At 65.9% G+C, this 17,596-nt stretch carries 17 protein-coding genes; 5 read left to right on the forward strand and 12 right to left on the reverse strand.

What is annotated here, in order from left to right; all coding sequences use genetic code 11:
* Positions 1-542: 542 nt before the first annotated feature.
* On the forward strand, positions 543-1,169 hold the full coding sequence (locus ACQR0W_RS28830; protein WP_316171940.1) for a LysE family translocator: 627 nt from the start codon (positions 543-545) through the stop codon (positions 1,167-1,169).
* Between the two features lie 134 nt (positions 1,170-1,303).
* Positions 1,304-2,068: a serine O-acetyltransferase gene (locus ACQR0W_RS28835; RefSeq protein WP_316171941.1), complete on the forward strand. Its 765-nt coding sequence runs from the start codon at positions 1,304-1,306 to the stop codon at positions 2,066-2,068.
* 34 nt (positions 2,069-2,102) lie between these two features.
* Here ACQR0W_RS28835 and ACQR0W_RS28840 read toward each other — a convergent pair whose 3' ends face one another.
* The 5 genes from ACQR0W_RS28840 to ACQR0W_RS28860 all read right to left on the reverse strand — a co-directional run bounded on the left by ACQR0W_RS28840 (position 2,103) and on the right by ACQR0W_RS28860 (position 6,410).
* Positions 2,103-2,321 (reverse strand): hypothetical protein, encoded by a 219-nt coding sequence (locus ACQR0W_RS28840; RefSeq protein WP_316171942.1) that lies wholly within the window; start codon positions 2,319-2,321, stop codon positions 2,103-2,105.
* 171 nt (positions 2,322-2,492) lie between these two features.
* A complete protein-coding gene (locus ACQR0W_RS28845) occupies positions 2,493-4,115 on the reverse strand; it encodes a methyl-accepting chemotaxis protein (protein ID WP_315715483.1) in 1,623 nt (540 codons plus the stop codon).
* 451 nt (positions 4,116-4,566) lie between these two features.
* Positions 4,567-4,950, reverse strand: a complete 384-nt coding sequence (locus tag ACQR0W_RS28850) for a DUF302 domain-containing protein (RefSeq protein ID WP_316171943.1) — start codon at positions 4,948-4,950, stop codon at positions 4,567-4,569.
* A 183-nt stretch (positions 4,951-5,133) separates the two neighbouring features.
* Positions 5,134-5,526: an EF-hand domain-containing protein gene (locus ACQR0W_RS28855; RefSeq protein ID WP_316171944.1), complete on the reverse strand. Its 393-nt coding sequence runs from the start codon at positions 5,524-5,526 to the stop codon at positions 5,134-5,136.
* Between the two features lie 149 nt (positions 5,527-5,675).
* On the reverse strand, positions 5,676-6,410 hold the full coding sequence (locus ACQR0W_RS28860; RefSeq protein ID WP_316171945.1) for a DUF899 domain-containing protein: 735 nt from the start codon (positions 6,408-6,410) through the stop codon (positions 5,676-5,678).
* Between the two features lie 946 nt (positions 6,411-7,356).
* On the opposite strand from ACQR0W_RS28860, the gene ACQR0W_RS28865 reads away from it, so the two are divergent.
* Positions 7,357-7,569 (forward strand): hypothetical protein, encoded by a 213-nt coding sequence (locus ACQR0W_RS28865; protein ID WP_316171946.1) that lies wholly within the window; start codon positions 7,357-7,359, stop codon positions 7,567-7,569.
* 62 nt (positions 7,570-7,631) lie between these two features.
* On the opposite strand, the gene ACQR0W_RS28870 is transcribed toward ACQR0W_RS28865, so the two are convergent.
* The 3 genes from ACQR0W_RS28870 to ACQR0W_RS28880 all read right to left on the reverse strand — a co-directional run bounded on the left by ACQR0W_RS28870 (position 7,632) and on the right by ACQR0W_RS28880 (position 12,107).
* Positions 7,632-9,329, reverse strand: a complete 1,698-nt coding sequence (locus tag ACQR0W_RS28870) for a response regulator (protein WP_316171947.1) — start codon at positions 9,327-9,329, stop codon at positions 7,632-7,634.
* Positions 9,319-10,845 carry an ATPase domain-containing protein gene (locus ACQR0W_RS28875; RefSeq protein WP_316171948.1) on the reverse strand — a complete coding sequence of 509 codons (1,527 nt, stop codon included), beginning with the start codon at positions 10,843-10,845 and terminating at the stop codon, positions 9,319-9,321. Before ACQR0W_RS28875 ends, ACQR0W_RS28870 begins: the two co-directional genes overlap by 11 nt.
* Before the next feature lie 227 nt (positions 10,846-11,072).
* Positions 11,073-12,107 (reverse strand): YihY/virulence factor BrkB family protein, encoded by a 1,035-nt coding sequence (locus ACQR0W_RS28880; RefSeq protein ID WP_316171949.1) that lies wholly within the window; start codon positions 12,105-12,107, stop codon positions 11,073-11,075.
* Between the two features lie 360 nt (positions 12,108-12,467).
* On the opposite strand from ACQR0W_RS28880, the gene ACQR0W_RS28885 reads away from it, so the two are divergent.
* Positions 12,468-12,713, forward strand: coding sequence for a DUF3551 domain-containing protein (locus ACQR0W_RS28885; RefSeq protein WP_316171950.1), 246 nt, complete (start codon positions 12,468-12,470; stop codon positions 12,711-12,713).
* 383 nt (positions 12,714-13,096) lie between these two features.
* Complete coding sequence (locus ACQR0W_RS28890) at positions 13,097-13,987, forward strand: hypothetical protein (RefSeq protein WP_316171951.1); 891 nt, start codon at positions 13,097-13,099, stop codon at positions 13,985-13,987.
* Positions 13,988-14,070: 83 nt separating this feature from the next.
* Here the strand turns inward: ACQR0W_RS28890 and ACQR0W_RS28895 are convergent, their stop codons facing one another.
* The 4 genes from ACQR0W_RS28895 to ACQR0W_RS28910 form a co-directional block, all read right to left on the reverse strand.
* Positions 14,071-14,562, reverse strand: a complete 492-nt coding sequence (locus tag ACQR0W_RS28895; RefSeq protein WP_316171952.1) for a GNAT family N-acetyltransferase — start codon at positions 14,560-14,562, stop codon at positions 14,071-14,073.
* 40 nt (positions 14,563-14,602) lie between these two features.
* A complete protein-coding gene (locus tag ACQR0W_RS28900) occupies positions 14,603-14,875 on the reverse strand; it encodes a hypothetical protein (protein ID WP_315715796.1) in 273 nt (90 codons plus the stop codon).
* Positions 14,876-15,163: 288 nt separating this feature from the next.
* Positions 15,164-15,694, reverse strand: a complete 531-nt coding sequence (locus tag ACQR0W_RS28905) for a DUF4142 domain-containing protein (RefSeq protein ID WP_409999281.1) — start codon at positions 15,692-15,694, stop codon at positions 15,164-15,166.
* 194 nt (positions 15,695-15,888) lie between these two features.
* Positions 15,889-17,562, reverse strand: coding sequence for an FAD-dependent oxidoreductase (locus ACQR0W_RS28910; protein ID WP_316171953.1), 1,674 nt, complete (start codon positions 17,560-17,562; stop codon positions 15,889-15,891).
* Positions 17,563-17,596: the final 34 nt, after the last annotated feature.

The following is a 17,596-nucleotide window of genomic DNA, read 5'->3' on the forward strand; positions in this document are numbered from 1 at the left end:
GCTCCGCGTTGACCGTTTCTTTCGAATGCCCATCGCAACCTCCTCATCGAGTGTTGCGACGACCAATTGAATCCACCTCCCGGCATTCCCCGCGCGATGGTCTTCACGCTTATATCGTGATCTCCCCGGTGTACGGCTGTTTAGCCACCGTCGCCTCGGGATCATCGCCCGACGGCTTGGCGCCAGCGTCGCGGCGCCAGGACCACACGACTTCACGTCCGCAAGCCCGCCGTTCGTCCGCGTGCAAGCACGCTGCGACAGGCAAGCGGCCATCGCCTCCCCGCCTCACGTGTCGTGACGATCGCGATACGCCCCTCGTGGCGAAGCAGGATGGATGCAGTAGAGCACATTTTCTGGAAAAGCGAAAGCGCTTTTTTTGGAGCGCCGCAGTGATCGAAGGTCGTTCATGACACGTCTTGCGTTGGCAGACGGATTGTGATCGTCGAGGAAAACGGCGAAGCGGCTCTCGCAACAAAGATCATTGCGGCCCTATCCGCCTCGATATACCAACGTCGCATATGTCCTCGCGAGAGACGATCAGCATGACGATCGAGACTTTGTTCGCGTTTGCGGGAACGTCCATCATCCTCCTGGTGATCCCGGGGCCGACGGTTCTGCTGGTGGTCTCCTATGCGCTGGGCCAGGGGTGGCGAACCGCGCTGCCGACGGCCCTCGGCGTCGCGCTGGGCGACTTCACCGCCATGACCTTGTCCATGCTGGGCGTCGGTGCGTTGCTGGCCACGTCGGCGCTGCTGTTCACCGTGCTGAAATGGATCGGCGCGGCCTATCTCGTCTGGCTCGGGATCAAGCTGTGGCAGGCCGGCGGCGCGCTGAACGCCGTGCCGCGGACCGACAGGACCTCGGCGCTGAAAATGCTCGGTCACGCCTGGATCGTCACGGCGCTGAACCCGAAGAGCATCACCTTCTTCGTCGCGTTCTTGCCGCAGTTCCTCAGTCCGAACGGCAGCTTCCTCACGCAGATGGTCGTGTTCGAATCGACCTTCGTCGTGCTCGCCTTCGCCAATGCCGTCGGCTATGCGCTGATCGCCTCGCGCGCCCGCGCGCTCGTACGGAGCGCGAAGGTGATCAGCATCTTCAACAAGGCGGGCGGCACCCTTCTAATCGGTGCGGGCGTCGCCGCCGCAGCGGCGCGGACGGCGCAGAACTGAACGGACTGCGACCTTCGGCGTGGATCGTCGCCGGCCACATCGGATGACGACGCCCGCGAGGCGTCGTCCAGGTTTCTGCAACGCGCAGGTCAGGCTATATTGTCGCCGTCACCTGTTATCGAGCAGGCTTTGCCATGGCCGACACACACCCATCCAGTCCCGAGCTCTGGTCGTCGATCCAGCACGAGGCCCGGCCCATCGCCGCGGCCGATCCCGTGTTCAGCCGCGCCCTGTCGGCTGCAATCCTCGATCATTCTGATCTCGGCAGCGCCGTCGCGCAGCAGATTGGCATCCGCCTCGGCAGCGGCGATGCCGCGCGCGCCCGATTTGCCGCGGTCGCGCGCGAGGCGTATGCCGCCGCGCCTGAGCTCGTCGAGGCGGCGGGTCGCGACCTCGGGGCGATCGCGGCGCAGGATCCAGCGACGACGGCGCTGCTGCCGCCGCTGCTGAACTACAAAGGCTACGTCGCGCTGCAGGCGCATCGCGTCGCGCACTGGCTCTGGAGCAACGGGCAACCCGACCTGGCGCTCCTGATGCAGGCGGACTCGTCAACATCCCTGCAGGTGAGCATCCATCCCTCGGCGCGGCTCGGGACCGCGGTGTTTCTCGATCATGCCACCGGCATCGTCATTGGCGCCCACAGCAGCATTGGCCACGACGTCACCATTCTGCAGAACGTTACGATCGGACGACACGACGCGCTGCCCGGCCGCGCCCCGCGGATCGGCCGCGGCGTGCTGCTCGCCTCGGGCGCGACCGTGCTGGGCGACGTCGCGATCGGTGATTTTGCCAAGATCGGCGCCGGTGCCGTCGTCACCACCGATGTGCCGTCGGGCTGCACCGCCGTGGGCGCGCCGGCTCGCCTGACGAACTGCCCGGAGCAGCCGGTCCCAGCCTGACCACGACTCCTCGCGACCCCTGGGGCGGCCGGTTTTACAGCAATGTTTCAAGCTTGCCCGCGGTGACGGAGATCAGGTCGCGGATCTTGTCGCACTCGGCCGCAAGCGGTGCGAGGGCCGGATCCGACCTGATGCACCGGTCCAGATTGTCGACCGCGCTTCGCCAAGCCTCCAATTCGCGCCGCAGCCGTCCGACCTCGCCGGTGACCACCGCATCGCGCAGCCGTTCTGCTTTCGCGCCGATGATACGCAACGAGGCCCGGGCGGGAAATGCGAGGATATCAGCCACGGGTCGCCCCGATGAGAAAGGTGGAATTCGGCGAAGACGACAGGCGCATGACGTGCGGGGCGGCGGCATTGCCTGCAACCACGCGGCGGCCTGGATTGACAGGCCGCCGCGCGATCGGTGCTTTCCGATCCGACCTCAAGCCGCGGCGCGCTCGGCCAGCGCCTGAGCCTCGGCCGCGGCGCGCGCCATGCTGGACGACATCTCGCTCGTGACGGTGCTCTGCTCCTCGACGGCGGCGGCCGTCGACGTCACATACTCGCTGACGTTCTGGATCGCCTGCTTGATCGAGCCGAGAGACGTGACGACGCCCCCGGAAATATTGTTGAGACTGTCGATCTCGGTCGCGATCTTGTCGGTGGCGGTCTTTGCCTGGGTGGCAAGGTTCTTGACCTCGGAGGCAACGACGGCAAAGCCCCTGCCAGCTTCGCCGGCCCTGGCGGACTCGATGGTGGCATTCAGCGCCAGCAGATTGATCTGGCCGGTGATGTTGTGGATCATCTCGACGATGCCGCTCATCGACTGAGCGGCATCGGAGAGCCGCTGCGCCTGCGCGTCGGCTGAGGTGACACGGTCCACCGCGCCCATGGCGGTCTCGCGCGACTTCGTCATGGCTTCGGAAATCTCCCGCACGGACGCGTTGAGCTCCTCCGCGCCCGCCGCCACCGATTCCATCATGGCGCGCACGCGCTCGTTGCCCATGCGAACGAAGACCTGCCGGGTGACGTCGGTCGCGTATTTGACCACCTTGAACGGCTTGCCGTTGAGGTCGAGGATCGGATTGTAGGAGGCCTGGATATAGACCTCCCGGCCGCCCTTGCCGATGCGCTTGTATTCGGCCGACTGGTACTGACCACGGTTCAGGCTGGCCCAGAAGTCGCGGTAGGCGGCGCTCTCCCGCTCGGACGGTTCGACGAACATGCTGTGATGCTTGCCCCGGATCTCGGCCAGCGTGTAGCCGAGCGCATGCAGGAAATTGTCGTTCGCGGTGATGACCGTACCGTCCATGTTGAACTCGATCACGGCCTGGGACTTGCCGATGGCCTCGATCTGGCCGGCGAGGTCGGCGTTCGTCAGCTTCTGCGCGGTGACATCGGTTGCGAACTTGACGACCCCGATTGGCCTGCCCGTCGCATCGAGCACCGGATTGTAGGTGGCGAGGATCCACACTTCCTTGCCGCCCTTGCCGATGCGCTTGTATTCGCCGCCCTGATATTCGCCGCGATTGAGAGCTGCCCAGAACTCGCGGTAGGCCGCGCTGTCGCGCAGCGCGGGTTCGACGAACATGCTGTGATGCTTGCCCTGGATCTCGTCGAGGCGATAGCCCAGCGCATCCAGGAAATTCTTGTTGGCACTGACGATGGTGCCGTCGAGCTTGAATTCGATCATGGCCTGCGCGCGATCGATGGCGGCAAGCTTGGAGCCGTCGGCCATGCTGCGCAGCTTCTTCTCGGTGATGTCGGTCGCGAACTTGACGACCTTCACCGGCTTGCCGGCGCTGTCGAGGACGGGATTATAGGACGCTTCGATCCAGATTTCGCGACCGCCCTTGCCGATGCGCTTGAACTCGGCGGCCTTGAGCTCGCCGCGGCTCAGCGCCGCCCAGAACTCGCGGTAGGCGGCACCGTCGCGTTCGGAAGGCTCCACGAACATGCTGTGATGCCTGCCCTGGATTTCCTCTAGCTGATAGCCGAGTGCGTTCAGGAAGTTCTTGTTCGCGGTGATGATCGTGCCGTCGAGCTGGAATTCGATCACGGCCATCGCGCGACTGATTGCTGCAAGCTGTGCTTCCGCGTCCGAGCGGCTGTTCGATCGAAACAACAAGATAACCTCCAGATGAATAGTTCGTTTGCAGATGGTCGGCGGCGACGACGATCGTCCCGCGCGCCCGGCGACATGTCTGCGCAAAAATTGATGCAACTTGTTCCACTCTCGTTAAAGCGCGTTGAGAATTCCGGCTTTTCCGTAGTTCTACCGCTGTGACATGACGTCCGACATACAATAACGTCGCGCGGAAGCTGCGCTGCGGCCCCCGGAGCGTCGACAATCGGGCGCGTGGCGCGGAGATCGTGGGGCGTCAAGTCGGTCGATCGCATGCCTGCCGCAGCTCTGCTGCGGAAGCATGCGATCACCGCGGTCCATCATCCCTGGTGTCGTCATGCACCTGGGCCGGCGATCCTCCGATCAGCGGTGGTCCCGTTGGACGGCAGAGCTAGACCGCCTCGACCACCGCTTTCAAGGCGTCAGAAACCTTTGTGGCGAGCGTCGCGAGCGCCGCGTTCTCGATGGCCTGCATCGAGGCGACGGGATTCACGGCGGCGACCTCGACCCTCCCGCCGATCTCCTGGACGATGACATTGCAGGGAAGCATGGTGCCGATCCGGCTCTCCGCCTGCAATGCTTCATGCGCCAGCTTCGGATTGCAGGCGCCCAGGATGGTGTAGGGCCGAAAGTCGGCGCCGATCTTCTCGCGCAGCGTCGCCTGCACATCGATGCGGGTCAGAACGCCAAAGCCGCGTGCCTTCAGCTCGGCCGTCACCCGCTCGATCGCCGCGTCGAACGATAGATTGACCGCTTTGGCAAAATAGTAGGTCATGCTCGCCTCTTTTCCGGCTGGTCTGCCGCCGCGTCGACGCAGTTCGTCGCACGCGGCGATCGGATCTGACGGCGGCACTGTTGCGCGTCCGTGCGGCGGGCACTTGATCGAGATCAGCGAAATGGCCGCACTTGCCGGACTCGCGCCAGCGCAGGCCCGGCCATCACGCCGGTTTGACGCCGGTCATTGCGGCCCGTGCATGAACGCCTGCATCTCTTCCGGGGTCAACTTGCCGTCCTTGTTGCTGTCCATGGCCTTGAAGATGCGCTCATGCGCCGCCTGGAATTCCTGCAGCGAGATCGTGCCGTCGCCGTCGGCGTCGACAAGTGCGAACACCATGCGCATCAATGCCGGGCCCATGACGCCGCCGCCCATCCCGCCGCGTCCCATCGGGCCGGGCATATGCCCCATCATGCCGCCGCCCATCATGCCGCCAATCGGCGAGCCGGTTCCCGGGGCCATCGCAGGCGGCATCTTCTGCTGATCCGGCGTGGTCTGGCTTTGCGCCAGAGCGGCGGCGGTGCCGCAGGCAAAAACCAGGGCTGATATCGTCAGTCGCAACATGGCTCGGCGCATGGAAGCCTCCTCGAATGCGTCATCACGCGCGACAAGTCCGCCGACCGGGCATCGATCCTATGAGGACCCTTCACGATTTCCTGTGTCCGCATGGCGGCATTGACGGCGCCGCGGATCACGCTGCGCTGATCCGCCCTGCTCGTTTCGATCTACCGGCCGCAATGACAGTCTCGCGCGCCGCTTTCCTCATATTCATCGTGCAGGCGCACCCAATCGGAGAGGTTGCCGCGGCCGGTCTCGTTGCGGCCCTTGGGCGTGAGATCGAGATAGTGATAGGCGCCGATCAGGGGATCGCCGCCGCGGGAGCGGACCTGGAACGTGCAGAAGATGTTGCCGGCGTCGTCCTTGGTGAACACGGTCAGGCCCGGGAGCTCGGGCGACCTGCTCGTCAAGGGTGAGAAATTGTAGGCGGCCTTGCCCGTCGCGATCTGCTCGTCCGAGAACGAGACCTGAAAGTCGAAGTTGAAATCACTGCCCTCGGATGACACCCAGTCGAACGCCCAGCCCATGCGCGCCTTGAACGGCGCGATCTCGGCGAGCGGCGCACGCGACACGACGACCAGGCTGACGTCGTGGTGGCGGAGGTGCTGGTTGGCGCCGTCGATGTGGTCGCACAGAAACGAGCAGCCGGGACAGCGGTGCGGATCGCCCGGCGCCATCATGAAATGATAGACGATCAGCTGGCTCCGTCCCTGAAACAGATCGCCCAGGCTGACGGGTCCGTCCCCCGCCTGGAAGACGTAGTCCTTCTCGACCCGCACCCACGGCAGCGCCCGGCGGGCGGCAGCCAGCGCATCGCGCTGCCTGATGAAGGCCTTCTCCTGGGCGAGGTGGGCGCGATGCGCTTCGGTCCATTCGTCCGCGGTGACTATTCTGGGGGTCATGTCTGGAATCCTCCGTGTCCTTCGCAGAGGACGATGCAAGGCTCGGCGGCCCGACACCGAAGCCATCTATTTTCTCGGCAGGTCATCGCAGCGCGGCCGGGTGCCGGGGAACCGCGGATCGACCGGAAAAGGCCAGCGTCGGGCGCCCCCACTCCCATCTCAGACCGGCGTGCGCGGTCGACCTGATCCACCGCCCGCTCTCGTCCGTTTCGGGGCAGCCATGGCAGACGTGTCGGATCAGAGCAGTGACTCCCACAGCGGTCGGACCGAGCCGGCGCGCTGCCGCGGCTGCGGCCAACCGGCGCGCGCGGTTCAGAGCATCCTGAACCCGCGAACCGGCGAAGCGGCGCGTCTGTTCAATTGTGCCGCCTGCGGATCTGTCAATTGGATGGACGACCGGCGGTGAGTACCGGTTCGGTCGCGGCTGGCTGCCGGCAAAAAACTGATCCGCGAGGAACAAATCTCGCATTCGGCCGTTTTCGATGTTCGCCTCCGGTCCTGCAGACCCGGCCTCAAGCCGATGGTCTCGAGCTTCGCCATCGCGAACGGGTCAGGCATCCCATGACGATCCTGATCGGCCGGTTGCGACGGCACGAGCTGAACACCATCGACATCGCGGCACCTCGGCGTTCGCTCGGCAGCGGCACGCGAGGCGCGTCTCGTCGCCGAGCTGCGGCAACGCCTGGCGGAGGTCGGTCTCGTCGCCGACAACGAGGATCAGTTCCCGATTAAGATGCTGCGCTCGCCGAAGCCCTCGGTCTCAGCACGGTGCATGTGAACCGGGTGCCTCAGGAGGTCCGCAGTCAGGGTGTTGCGGACATCCGCAGGAACGTTGTCACCATGTTCGATTTTGAGATGGTCGTGACTGCTGGAGGGTTTGATCCCGCATATCTCCACCAGATCGACGGCTCCCGCCTTCGGGTGACGGCAGATCAGGACGAACGAGATGCGCTTCTATGTGACAAGTCCTGGCGAAATGCGCGGCGATGGCGTCGATCTCGATGATGTCGAGACGGTGCTGATGCAGACGGCGGACACCGCGCTTGCAATCGCGCGCGACCGGCTCGATCCCTCCTCCACGAACGTCAGCCTCAAGGTCAGCTCCGATGACGGCGAGGTCGGGCATGTCACGGTTTCGGTGGTGATCGAGCGCGGCTGATCGTGAACCGGAGAGGTCCAAGACCGCAGCTCGCTAGCAGCAGCTCCCTATCAGCCCCCGTATCACGAGATGCGCGCCTGCGACCAGACGTGGTCCATCTTCACCGCATCGAGTGCGGTCGCCAGTTCGTCGATGCGATATGGCTTCGACAGGATGCGGACGCCCGCCTCCTTGGCGGCGTGAACGGCAGCGCCCGAATAGCCGCTGGTCAGCAGGATCGGCATGTCGCCGCGCCGTTTCTGAATCTCGCGCGCCAGCTCGACACCGTTCATGCCCCCCGGCATCATGACGTCGGAGAACACGAGATCGACGGCTCGTCCGTCGGCCAGCGCACCGAGCGCCGCGGCGGCGCTGGAGGCCCGGGTCACCTCATAGCCGAGCTGGCGGAGCATCTCGCCGACGAGCGCAGCGACCTCATCGTCATCCTCGACCAGCAGCACACGGCCTTCGTTGCGCCGGCGGGCCTGGGGCCGCTGCAGATCGAGGAGATGGTGCGGCTCCCTGGACGCCGCGTGCTCTGACCTCGGAAGGTAGAGGGCAATCGTCGTCCCCTTGCCCGGCTCGGAGTCGATGCGGACAGTGCCGCGTGACTGGGTGACGAATCCATAGACCTGGGCCAGCCCGAGGCCGGACCCTTTGCCGACGTCCTTGGTCGTGAAGAACGGCTCGAACACCCGGACGCGAACCTCCTCCGTCATGCCGGTGCCGGTGTCGATCACCGACAGGCGGACGTAGTCGCCGGCGATCTGATCGTCTTGCACATTGCGGAGGTTCTCGGCCCGAACCACGATCGTGCCGCCGGTCGGCATCGCGTCGCGAGCGTTGACGGCGAGATTCAGCACGACGAGCTCGAGCTCGCCAGGGTCGACCTCGACGGGCCAGAGCGCCTCGGGGAAATCGAACTCGACGTGCACGTCGCCGCGCAGGCTGCGGTCGAGCAGCTCGCGCATGCCGCCGATCTGGCGGGCGATGTCGACCGGCTCGGGCCGCAGCTCCTGCCGGCGCGAGAACGCGAGCAACTGGCGGGTCAGGCTGGCGCCCCGCTGCGCCGCCTGGATCATGCCGTCCATCAGGCGGCGACGCCGCGCCGGATCGCTCTGGCGGTCGAGCATGTCGAGCCCGCCGGAGATCACCATCAGCAGATTGTTGAAGTCGTGCGCGACGCCGCCGGTCAGCCGGCCGATGGCCTCGATCTTCTGCGTCTGGCGCAGGGTCTCCTCGACCCGCGCGCGCTCGGCCATCTCGATGCGAAGATGCTCGTTCGACTCCGCGAGGGCCCGCGTCCGCTCGACGACGAGTTGCTCGAGCTGCTGCGCCGCCTGCTCGCGCGCCTGGATGAGAGCGCGAATCTCGTATTGACGACGTCGCGCCCGCAGCGCGGATTGAACGGCGCTGGTGAGCGTGATCGGCTGAATCGGCCGTTCGAGCAGCGAGACATTGCGCAGCGCGCTTACCAGATTGCGCCGCCACGTGACGACGGCACTCTGCTCGCGGTGACTCGTGAGCACGATGAAGGGCAAATCGGACCAGGCCGGCTGCCGCTCGACCCATTGCGTGAGGGCGGCGGTGTCCTTTGCGAACAACCCTTCCTCGGCCACGAAGACCGTGCCCACGCCTGCGCTCAACTCACTGAGCAGCTGCGTGAGGTCAGAGCAGACGGTCGTCTCGATTCTTGCACTGCGGAGCAGCTCTGCCGATGCCGGCCCGTCCCGCCCGATCGGCGCGAAGACGAGGACGCGGTGATCTCGCTCAATGCCCATCCCGCACGTCCATGTCGGGGATGTCCGTTCCGGTGAAGCGCGGATTGCCGGAAAATATTCCGCTGAATTCCCTGAGCGGCGGGCCGAGGGTGATGCCGGAGCTGCTCAGGCGAAACTCGCGGATGCTGTGCTCGTGGTGACCGCTGCGCTTCTTGACCACCGACAATGCGCGTCGCACCGCCCCTCCCACCTCGAAATAGCGCAGCATCAGCACGGCATCGCTGAGATAGCTGATGTCCAGCGGCGTATCCATCGGCCCGACCAGACCGTGCTGCGCGAGCACGAGGATGGTCAGCACACCCTGCTGGCCGAGATAGGTCAGCAGCTCATGCATCTGCAGGATGAGAAAGCGCTCGTCGGGCATCGCGTTGAGATAGCCGTTGAGACTGTCGATGACGATCAGGCGGGCGCCGTCCTGCTCGACGCTCTGCCGAACGATGGCGCCGAATTCGCCCGGCGACAGCTCGGCCGGGTCGATCTGCTGGAAATGGATGCGCCCGGATTCCATATGGCGCTCGAGCGGCAGGCCGAGCGTCCGGGCACGGGCTTCCACGGTGCCGCGGCCCTCGTCGAACGCGAAGAAGACGGCGTGCTCGCCGCGCTGGGCCGCCGCGATCGCGTAGATCAGCGCCACCGAGGATTTGCCGACACCGGCCCCACCGATGAGAAGCGCATTGGTGCCGCGCTCCAGCCCGCCGCCCAGGAGCTGATCGAGCTCGGCGTTGCCGCTCGAGGTGAAATCGCCGGCGAAGGATCGGTGATGCTCCGCGGCGACCAGGCGCGGAAAGATCCTGAGCCCGCCCGAGGCGATCGTGAAATCATGGAAGCCGCCCCGGAACGAGATGCCGCGCATCTTGATCACGCGCAGCCGGCGGCGCTCCGCGCCATATTCGATCGCGAGCTGCTCCAGCATCACGACACCATGCGCAACCGAGTGGAGCTGCAGGTCGTCCTGCGAGGATGACAGGTCGTCGAGCAGGACGACGGTACAGTTGCGCTTGGTGAAGAAGTGCTTCAGCGCGAGCACCTGGCGGCGATAGCGCAGCGGGCTCTGGGCCAGCAGCCGAAGCTCCGACAGGCTGTCGATCACAACACGGCTGGGATTGATGCGCTCGACCTCGTTGAACATCAGACCGGTGGTCTCGCTGAGCTCCACCTCCGCCGGATGGAACACGGTGAGCTCGCGCTCAGGGTCGAGCGTCGTTTCCGGCGGCACCAGCTCGAACATGTCGACGCCGGCGAGCGACCAGCCATGGCGCCGCGCCACGACCTCCAGCTCGCGCCGGGTTTCCGACAGCGTGATGTACAGCACACGCTCGCCACAACTTGCGCCCTTGAGCAGGAACTGCAGCGCGATGGTGGTCTTCCCGGTGCCGGGACGGCCTTCATACAGATACAGGCGATTGGGATCGAAGCCGCCGCCGAGAATGTCGTCGAGGCCTTCACTTCCGGTGGAAATGCGCGGCAGATCCCTGGGCCCACCCTCGTCGCTTCCGCGAACAGGCTGCTCCGTCATGCATAAGCTCCGTCGTGACAATCGAGACGACGCCGCAGCGAACCCGACAATTCGGGGCTTCGCGACGACCCGATAGGAACACGGCGGATCCGCCTCGGGTTCCCCGGTTCCGTCTCAGGCGGGCGGTTCCACGAGATCGCCGTGGCGCGGGCCCCGTGCGTTGCGATGCCCGTGCGGCATCTCGCACGGCCGAGCCGATCGCACCTGCATTCTCAGCCGACGGCAGATCAGCTCCCACGGCCCACCGTGTCAGCCATCGTGGCGCCGCGGGTGCCAAGTGGCTGTGCGGCGCCGGTGGTGGTGTCGCGCCGGGTCTGATGCTCCAATTCGGCATCGAGCTCGGCACCGATCAGGATCACGATGGCGGAGATCCAGATCCAGGTCATGAAGCCGATGGCGGCGCCGAGCGAGCCGTAGGTCGCGTTGAAGCTGCCGAAATTCGCCGCATACCAGGAAAACAGCGCCGAGCCCGCGAGCCACAGCGCCGCCGCCAGCGCGCTGCCCCAACTGATCCAGCGCCATCTGGGCTCCTCGCGGTCCGGCCCGTAGCGATAGATCAGGGCCAGTCCGAGCGCGACGCAGATGAAGATCGCCGGCCAGCGGCCGATCCGCAGCACCAGGTCGCCGGCCCCGGACATGCCGAGATAGTTCAGCAGCACCGGGAGCACGACGACGGCGCCGATCGCAAGCAGCGCGAACAGGATCGCGCCGCCGGTGAACAGCAGCGAAATCGCGTTCAGCTTGATGAAGCCGCGCCTCTCGGGCTCGCGATAGACGATGTTGAGTGTGTCGAACAGCGACTTCATCGCCGCATTGGCGCTCCACAGCGAGATCGCGAGGCTGACGAGGAAGGTGATGCCCAGCGCCTGACGGCCGTTGGCAGAGACGCGCGTCAACTGGTCGCGCGCGATGTCGATGGCGCCGCCGGGCATCACGCCCTGCAACTGTTCCAGATGTCCGGTGATTTTGGCCGGATCGGAGAACAGGCCGTAGATCGCCACCAACGCGGCCAGCGCCGGAAAGATCGCCAGCAGAGTGTAGAACGTCATGCCTGCGGCGAGCGCGACGATCCTGTGCTCGGTGACGTTTTCATAGACCCGGAACAGGACGTCCTTCCAGCCGCGCGCGGGAATCTCCGCGGGCGCACGCGCCAGCCGGCCGTGTCCAGCGCCGGACCGGCTCGCGCCTCCCGAGCGTTCCGTCTGTTCGGGCCGCTGATCGAAATAGTGGATCAGGAACGCGAACCCGAGCAGAGCCAGCATCCCGCCGGTGCCAGGTGCGCGCGGGCGGCTCGCGAAAACGCTCGAAGAGTCGCGATGTGCGGCGTCTGACGTCTTGGATCGGCGAAACATGGGATCGGTCCATCACCAGCGGCCAAAAGCAACCGGAGCGGTGGACGAATGTTCCGGCATCACGCCATGACGCGCGTTGCCAAGCTCCGCAACGGTGGAGTCCTCTGATCTTCAAAAGGCCAACTCGGGCAAGCGCCAACATCCAGACAATTTCGTCGGCCTGTGAACGCGTCGCTGCGCCGCCGACACAAAACAGTTGATGTTGCGCGCGAGGAACGGGCCTGCGCCCCCTCGCGTTGCAATAGTACTTTTCAACGCAAGGATAAACGCATGCGCCGCCTGTTATTTGCCTCGCTGTCTACCACCGCCGTCCTCGCGAGCTTCGCCGCGATCTCACCGGCTTCCGCCGCGCAAGACCGCTTCTGCCTGCAGGGCAGGATGTGGGGCTATCCGGGCAACTGTCAGTTCTCCACCTATCGTCAGTGCCAGGCGGCGGCCTCGGGGACCGATGCGGGCTGCGGCATCAACCCCGCTTACGCCTATGCCCGGCAGCGCGGCTACGACCCACGCTATTGACCGCGGGTCATTGCGTCAGCCCTCGCGCGGGGAATGAGCCGCGCGATCCATCCAAACCTGGCAACAATTGAAACATGGCTGGCGGCGACATCTCTGGCCGCCACGCCCCCCTGGCCCTGCTCTATTGCATCGCGCAACGGCACCATGATCCTTTGGCTCATGATCCGTTAGCTGTTGCGGCAAGTCCCATCTGAGGCCGGCGGCCACGCGTTCTCTCCTCCTCCGCTGATACGTGCACGGAACATTGCGCCTCGCTGTTGCTTATACGGCGACCAATGTCGAACCGGAGGAGGACCATCATGGACGGACTGATTTATCTCGTGGGATTGATCGTGGTCATCATGGCCGTTCTGTCGTTCTTCGGTCTGCGCTGAGACGACATCATGGCCATGGAAACTGCGCCGGTCGTCACATCACCCCTTTCAAGCGCGACGGCCGATAGCTGGACCCTGCAATGGACGCCGGTCGTTGCAGGAGCCCTAACCGCCGCCGCGGTCTCTTCGATCCTGATCAGCTTTGCCATGTCGGTCGGCCTCGGTGTCAGCTCCACCGCGCCGACATGGCGCGACGCCTCGGTGGCGCTCTGGCTCCTGTCCGGCCTCTATCTGGTGCTGCAGGCGCTGATCAGCTTCGGCTGCGGCGGCTACATGGCGGGTCGCTTGCGCGCAACGCACGGGCTTGCCGAAAGCGAAGAGATCGAAAAGCGCGACGGCCTGCATGGCGTCTCAGCCTGGGCGCTGGCAGTCGTGCTCGGCGCTACCCTGGCCGTGCTCGGCGCGTCCGCGGCGACGCGGACCAATCCGCTGACTGCGCCGGCGACGGCCAATGAACCATCGATCCTGAGCTATGAGCTCGACCATCTGTTCCGCGCGCCCCGGCGAGCACCCAGCCCGGATCTCGCCCCCGCACGCGGCGAGGCCGGCCGCATCCTGCTCACGGCGTCGAGCCACAATGGCGTCAGCCCGGAGGATCGCAGCTATCTCGTGCAGCTCGTCAGCGGCACGACCGGTCTCGCTGCTCCCGATGCCGAGCGGCGGGTGGACAGCGTGATCGCAGAAGCCAAGACCGCGATCTCGCGCACGCGCGCCGGCACCGTCATCCTGGCGTTCTCGGTGGCCACCGCGCTGCTGCTCGGCGCCGTCGCCGCCTGGGCGGCTGCGGAGAGCGGTGGCCGTCACCGCGACGGCAAGCCTGTCACCGGATGGATGCTGCACGCCAATCGCTTCAGCCGGCGGCGCGACATGTGGCGGCGGCCGATGTCGATGCCGGAATAGAGCACGTCAAGAACAGCGAGCGGCCCGACCCATCGCCGGGCCGCTACGCATTGTACCCCCGCTGCGAAAGACGCTCGCGCAATTTAGGCGAGCCGCAGGATCATCAGGTTCGCGTCGCTGCCATAGCTGCCGGTCGGATCCGCGGCGGCCGCCTTGTCGACCACAAATCCTTGCCTCTCCCAGAATGGCGTCGAGCCGTTGACGGCGATCAGCGACAGCGACTCCAGGCCGAGCGCACGCGCGTGTCGGATCAGTTCCTCGACGATCACGGTCGCCGAGCCGCTGCCGCGAACCGCGGGCAGCAAGGCGAGATCGTGGATGTAGTAGGTCGATGCAGCCGACGGAATGCTTCCGATCAGCCGGTTCAAGGCCGGCGGCCGGCCGAGATGCCAGGGATGGCTGAGCACATAGCCGGCGATGCCGGCGCCGGTCCCACGCAGCACGCGGCATCCATCAGGGTGGAGACGCAGACGCTCCGCGAAAACACTCTTGTCCTCGGGATAGTTCGGGTGCACGCGGGCTGCGATTCCATCGACGTCAGCAAGATCGCTTGGCGCCATGGCACGCCAACTCATGCGGTCCGCACCGGTCTGGCTCGTCCTCACTCGCCCTTGCTCACTTGGCAAGCGCCAGCCAGCGTTCGCTGGCCGACAGCGCCGTCGGCCACAGCGCCTCCGTCGGCTGCCCGCGATGCAGTGCCTTGCCGACCTCGCAGATCGACATGAAGGCCGCGGAGCGCGCCTCCTCCACCTCGAGCGGCTGCTCCGCGCTCGGGCTGCGGACGAGGCCCATCAGGCCGTTCAACGTCTGCAGTGCCGCTTCCGGCGGGCTCGCCTCCGCCGCCCTCAGCGCAGCCACGATCTGCTGCGCCTTTTCCGATTCGGTCATCACGTCGGTCATCGTCTTATCGCTTGCCCGTGCCTCATGGGAGAACGCTAGCAGCCGGACGAAGGTCGGGCAATGCTGGGGCGGACGACACTCCGATGCCGAACACGCAGTGCCGACGTGCGATTTTCCGCCGGTCCCGGCTCGGCCATCTTGCGAGGCTGCTTCGCCAGCGTCTCAGCCAGCGTTGCATTGGCCTCGTGGTCGGCAAACTTGTTCTTCAGATGGCGCGATCATTGGCGATCACGACGCCCGGACAAGGCTGAGGCATCGTGGTCGCTCTGGCCCATGTCATTTCGCCAATGATTTCGCCATGTCGAGGTGCTTCTGCAGCACCGGCACGGTCTGCTGGGCGAAGTCCGACAGCGGTGAGTTTGCCGCGGCCTGCTTCTGATACTTCTTGATATCCTCCTGGTGATCGCGAACCATCGCCTGCGCGAACGCCTGGTCGAACCGACCGCCGGACATGCCTTCCAGCCGGTTGTAGATCGCCTTCTGCTTCTTGCTCGGCTCGGACGGCACCTTCATCCCGTTCTGGCTCGCAAGCTGCTGCGCCTTCTGCAGATGCTCGCTATGGTCCTGCTGCAAGGCCTGCCCGAACTGCTTGACCTGATCGCTCTGCCCCTTCTGCTGCGCCAGCTTGCCCATGTTCACCTCGGACATGTCGCCCTCGATCGCCTCGGTCATGAAATGCTGATCCTTGGCGGGCGACTGACCTTTCGGAGCGGCGACCGCGCCGCCGGCCACCAACACGGTCACGGCAGAGGCGGCCATGGCAATTCGGATCGCTTTCGTCTGATGGTTGTGGATCATCCTGCTCATCGTTGATCTCCGAGGGGTTGGCTCCTGATCGTTCCGACGGCAAGAGCCTCGCCCGACGATCGTTCCTAAGCCCCGCGTGGCGGCCCTGCAGAATGCTTCCGCGCGCAACTACGCGGCGGGTTCCAAATGCTGCGGCACGCCCCTGCAGCACGACGTCGATGACTTCTCGGTATCGGACCCGCGCTAGACAGCTCTCAGTGAGAACGTGCATCTCCTCCGAGCGCCCGAGCCAGCACGCGTCGAAGCAGGCCGGCCTGCGCCGCGCTCCCGCGCCACGCCACGATCTGATCGGGACGGATCAACGCGAGGTCGGCCTCGTAGAGATCGCGCAAGGCCCGCGGCAAGGTGACGATCTCGACGTCGGCACGCAGCGGCCCCATGGCCTCACGGAGTTGATCCTCATCGACGTCGCTGCCCTCACACCGCAGCAGCGTCCATTCGAAGCCGAAGCGGTCGTACAGCGAGATACCTTGCTCCAGCCAGGCGTGCGGCGCGCGGCCGCCGGGACAGGCGCTCGGCACGTAGGCGTTGGCCGCATCCGGCGGCGGCCGGGTGCCATCGGGGACGATGATCGGTGAGCCATCATAGCGGCCGCCGAAGGTGACGCCGGGGATGTTGAACTCGGCGCGCGCATGCTGATCGAGATAGGCGCTGGCGATGCGCCGTGCCTCGTCGCCGGCCGCGGTCGCGTCCTCGATCTCGGGCACCGCGGCAAACAGGCCGAGCGAATCCGCAAAGCCGCGCGCGTAGCCGGTGTTGCGCAGCGCCACCGGACGGCGCTCGGCCTCGTAGCTGTCGAGCAGCGAGACGGGGCTCGTTCCCTTGACGACGCTCGCGAGCTTCCAGCCCAGATTGACCGCGTCCTCGATCGCGGTGTTGTAGCCGAGTCCGCCGGTCGGCGTGAACAGATGCGCCGCATCGCCGCCAAGGAAGACCCGGCCGCGCTGCAGGCGCTCGGCGACCAGCGCATGACCCGCGGTCCAGGTGAGGTGCGAAAGCACCTCGCAGGGAATGGGCGCACCGCAGGCGCGCTGGAACGCTGTCCTTGCATCATCGGCAGTGATCGCGCTTTCGTCCTCGCCGGGCCGCAGCTGGGTGTGGAAGGCAAACTCGTCGCGTCCGTTCACTGCGGCCATGAAGGCGCGGCGGTCTCGATTGAAGCAGACATACATCCAGGCCCGCGCATGCGGGACACTGGCGTAGAACTCCGGCGAGCGGAGATAGACCGCGAGCATGCGGCCGCCCATGAAATCGCGCCGTATTCCCGTCGTTCCGCCGTAGGAGATCCCGAGCGATTGTCGCACCGGGGAGCGCGGACCGTCGGCGCCGATCAGGAATTCAGCCGCGACCTCGCAGCGCGCGCCGTCGCTGACACGCTCGACGTCGGCGGCAATGCCGCCGTCATCCGCGACGTAGCCGATCAACCGATGTCCGTAGCGCAACTGAATGCCCGCAAGCTGCGCCGCGTGCCTACGCAGGATCGCCTCGACGAATTTCTGCGACACCCGGTGCGGCAGCTCTGCTGCGCTCCATGAGCCGGACAGACCCTTCACCAGTTCCGTCGCGCGTGCTGCGGACGGCAATTGAAAACGTGCCAGCTCATGCGCCGTGTAGCGCGTGAAATAGGCGACGTCGGTCGGGTAATCCGCGGGCAGGCCGGCGCGCCGGACCTCGTCGGCGAAGCCGAGCCGGCGGAAATGCTCCATCGTCCGCGCCTGCGTCGCGTTGGCCTGCGGGTTGAAGGCCGTTCCCGGCTTCTCGTCGACCAGGATTGCGGACACGCCGCGGCGGCCAAGCTCGTTGGCCAGCATCAGCCCGCACGGACCGCCGCCCACGATCAGCACCGAGGCGCTCAGACGTTCGATCACGGCGCTTCTCCTCGCAACGGAGGAAGGCTACCGC

It is taken from the genome of Bradyrhizobium sp. HKCCYLRH1034, from assembly GCF_051168375.1.
GTDB lineage: Bacteria > Pseudomonadota > Alphaproteobacteria > Rhizobiales > Xanthobacteraceae > Bradyrhizobium.

Bases quoted from the DNA above. Each gene is read 5' to 3' on its own strand.
- ACQR0W_RS28830 (WP_316171940.1), top strand. From the start codon at position 543: ATGACGATCGAGACTTTGTTCGCGTTTGCGGGAACGTCCATCATCCTC.
- ACQR0W_RS28835 (WP_316171941.1), top strand. From the start codon at position 1,304: ATGGCCGACACACACCCATCCAGTCCCGAGCTCTGGTCGTCGATCCAG.
- ACQR0W_RS28845 (WP_315715483.1), bottom strand. From the start codon at position 4,115: ATGGCCGTGATCGAATTCCAGCTCGACGGCACGATCATCACCGCGAAC.
- ACQR0W_RS28850 (WP_316171943.1), bottom strand. From the start codon at position 4,950: ATGACCTACTATTTTGCCAAAGCGGTCAATCTATCGTTCGACGCGGCG.
- ACQR0W_RS28855 (WP_316171944.1), bottom strand. From the start codon at position 5,526: ATGCGCCGAGCCATGTTGCGACTGACGATATCAGCCCTGGTTTTTGCC.
- ACQR0W_RS28860 (WP_316171945.1), bottom strand. From the start codon at position 6,410: ATGACCCCCAGAATAGTCACCGCGGACGAATGGACCGAAGCGCATCGC.
- ACQR0W_RS28865 (WP_316171946.1), top strand. From the start codon at position 7,357: ATGCGCTTCTATGTGACAAGTCCTGGCGAAATGCGCGGCGATGGCGTC.
- ACQR0W_RS28870 (WP_316171947.1), bottom strand. From the start codon at position 9,329: ATGGGCATTGAGCGAGATCACCGCGTCCTCGTCTTCGCGCCGATCGGG.
- ACQR0W_RS28875 (WP_316171948.1), bottom strand. From the start codon at position 10,845: ATGACGGAGCAGCCTGTTCGCGGAAGCGACGAGGGTGGGCCCAGGGAT.
- ACQR0W_RS28880 (WP_316171949.1), bottom strand. From the start codon at position 12,107: ATGCTGGCTCTGCTCGGGTTCGCGTTCCTGATCCACTATTTCGATCAG.
- ACQR0W_RS28885 (WP_316171950.1), top strand. From the start codon at position 12,468: ATGCGCCGCCTGTTATTTGCCTCGCTGTCTACCACCGCCGTCCTCGCG.
- ACQR0W_RS28890 (WP_316171951.1), top strand. From the start codon at position 13,097: ATGGCCATGGAAACTGCGCCGGTCGTCACATCACCCCTTTCAAGCGCG.
- ACQR0W_RS28895 (WP_316171952.1), bottom strand. From the start codon at position 14,562: ATGAGTTGGCGTGCCATGGCGCCAAGCGATCTTGCTGACGTCGATGGA.
- ACQR0W_RS28900 (WP_315715796.1), bottom strand. From the start codon at position 14,875: ATGACCGAATCGGAAAAGGCGCAGCAGATCGTGGCTGCGCTGAGGGCG.
- ACQR0W_RS28905 (WP_409999281.1), bottom strand. From the start codon at position 15,694: ATGAGCAGGATGATCCACAACCATCAGACGAAAGCGATCCGAATTGCC.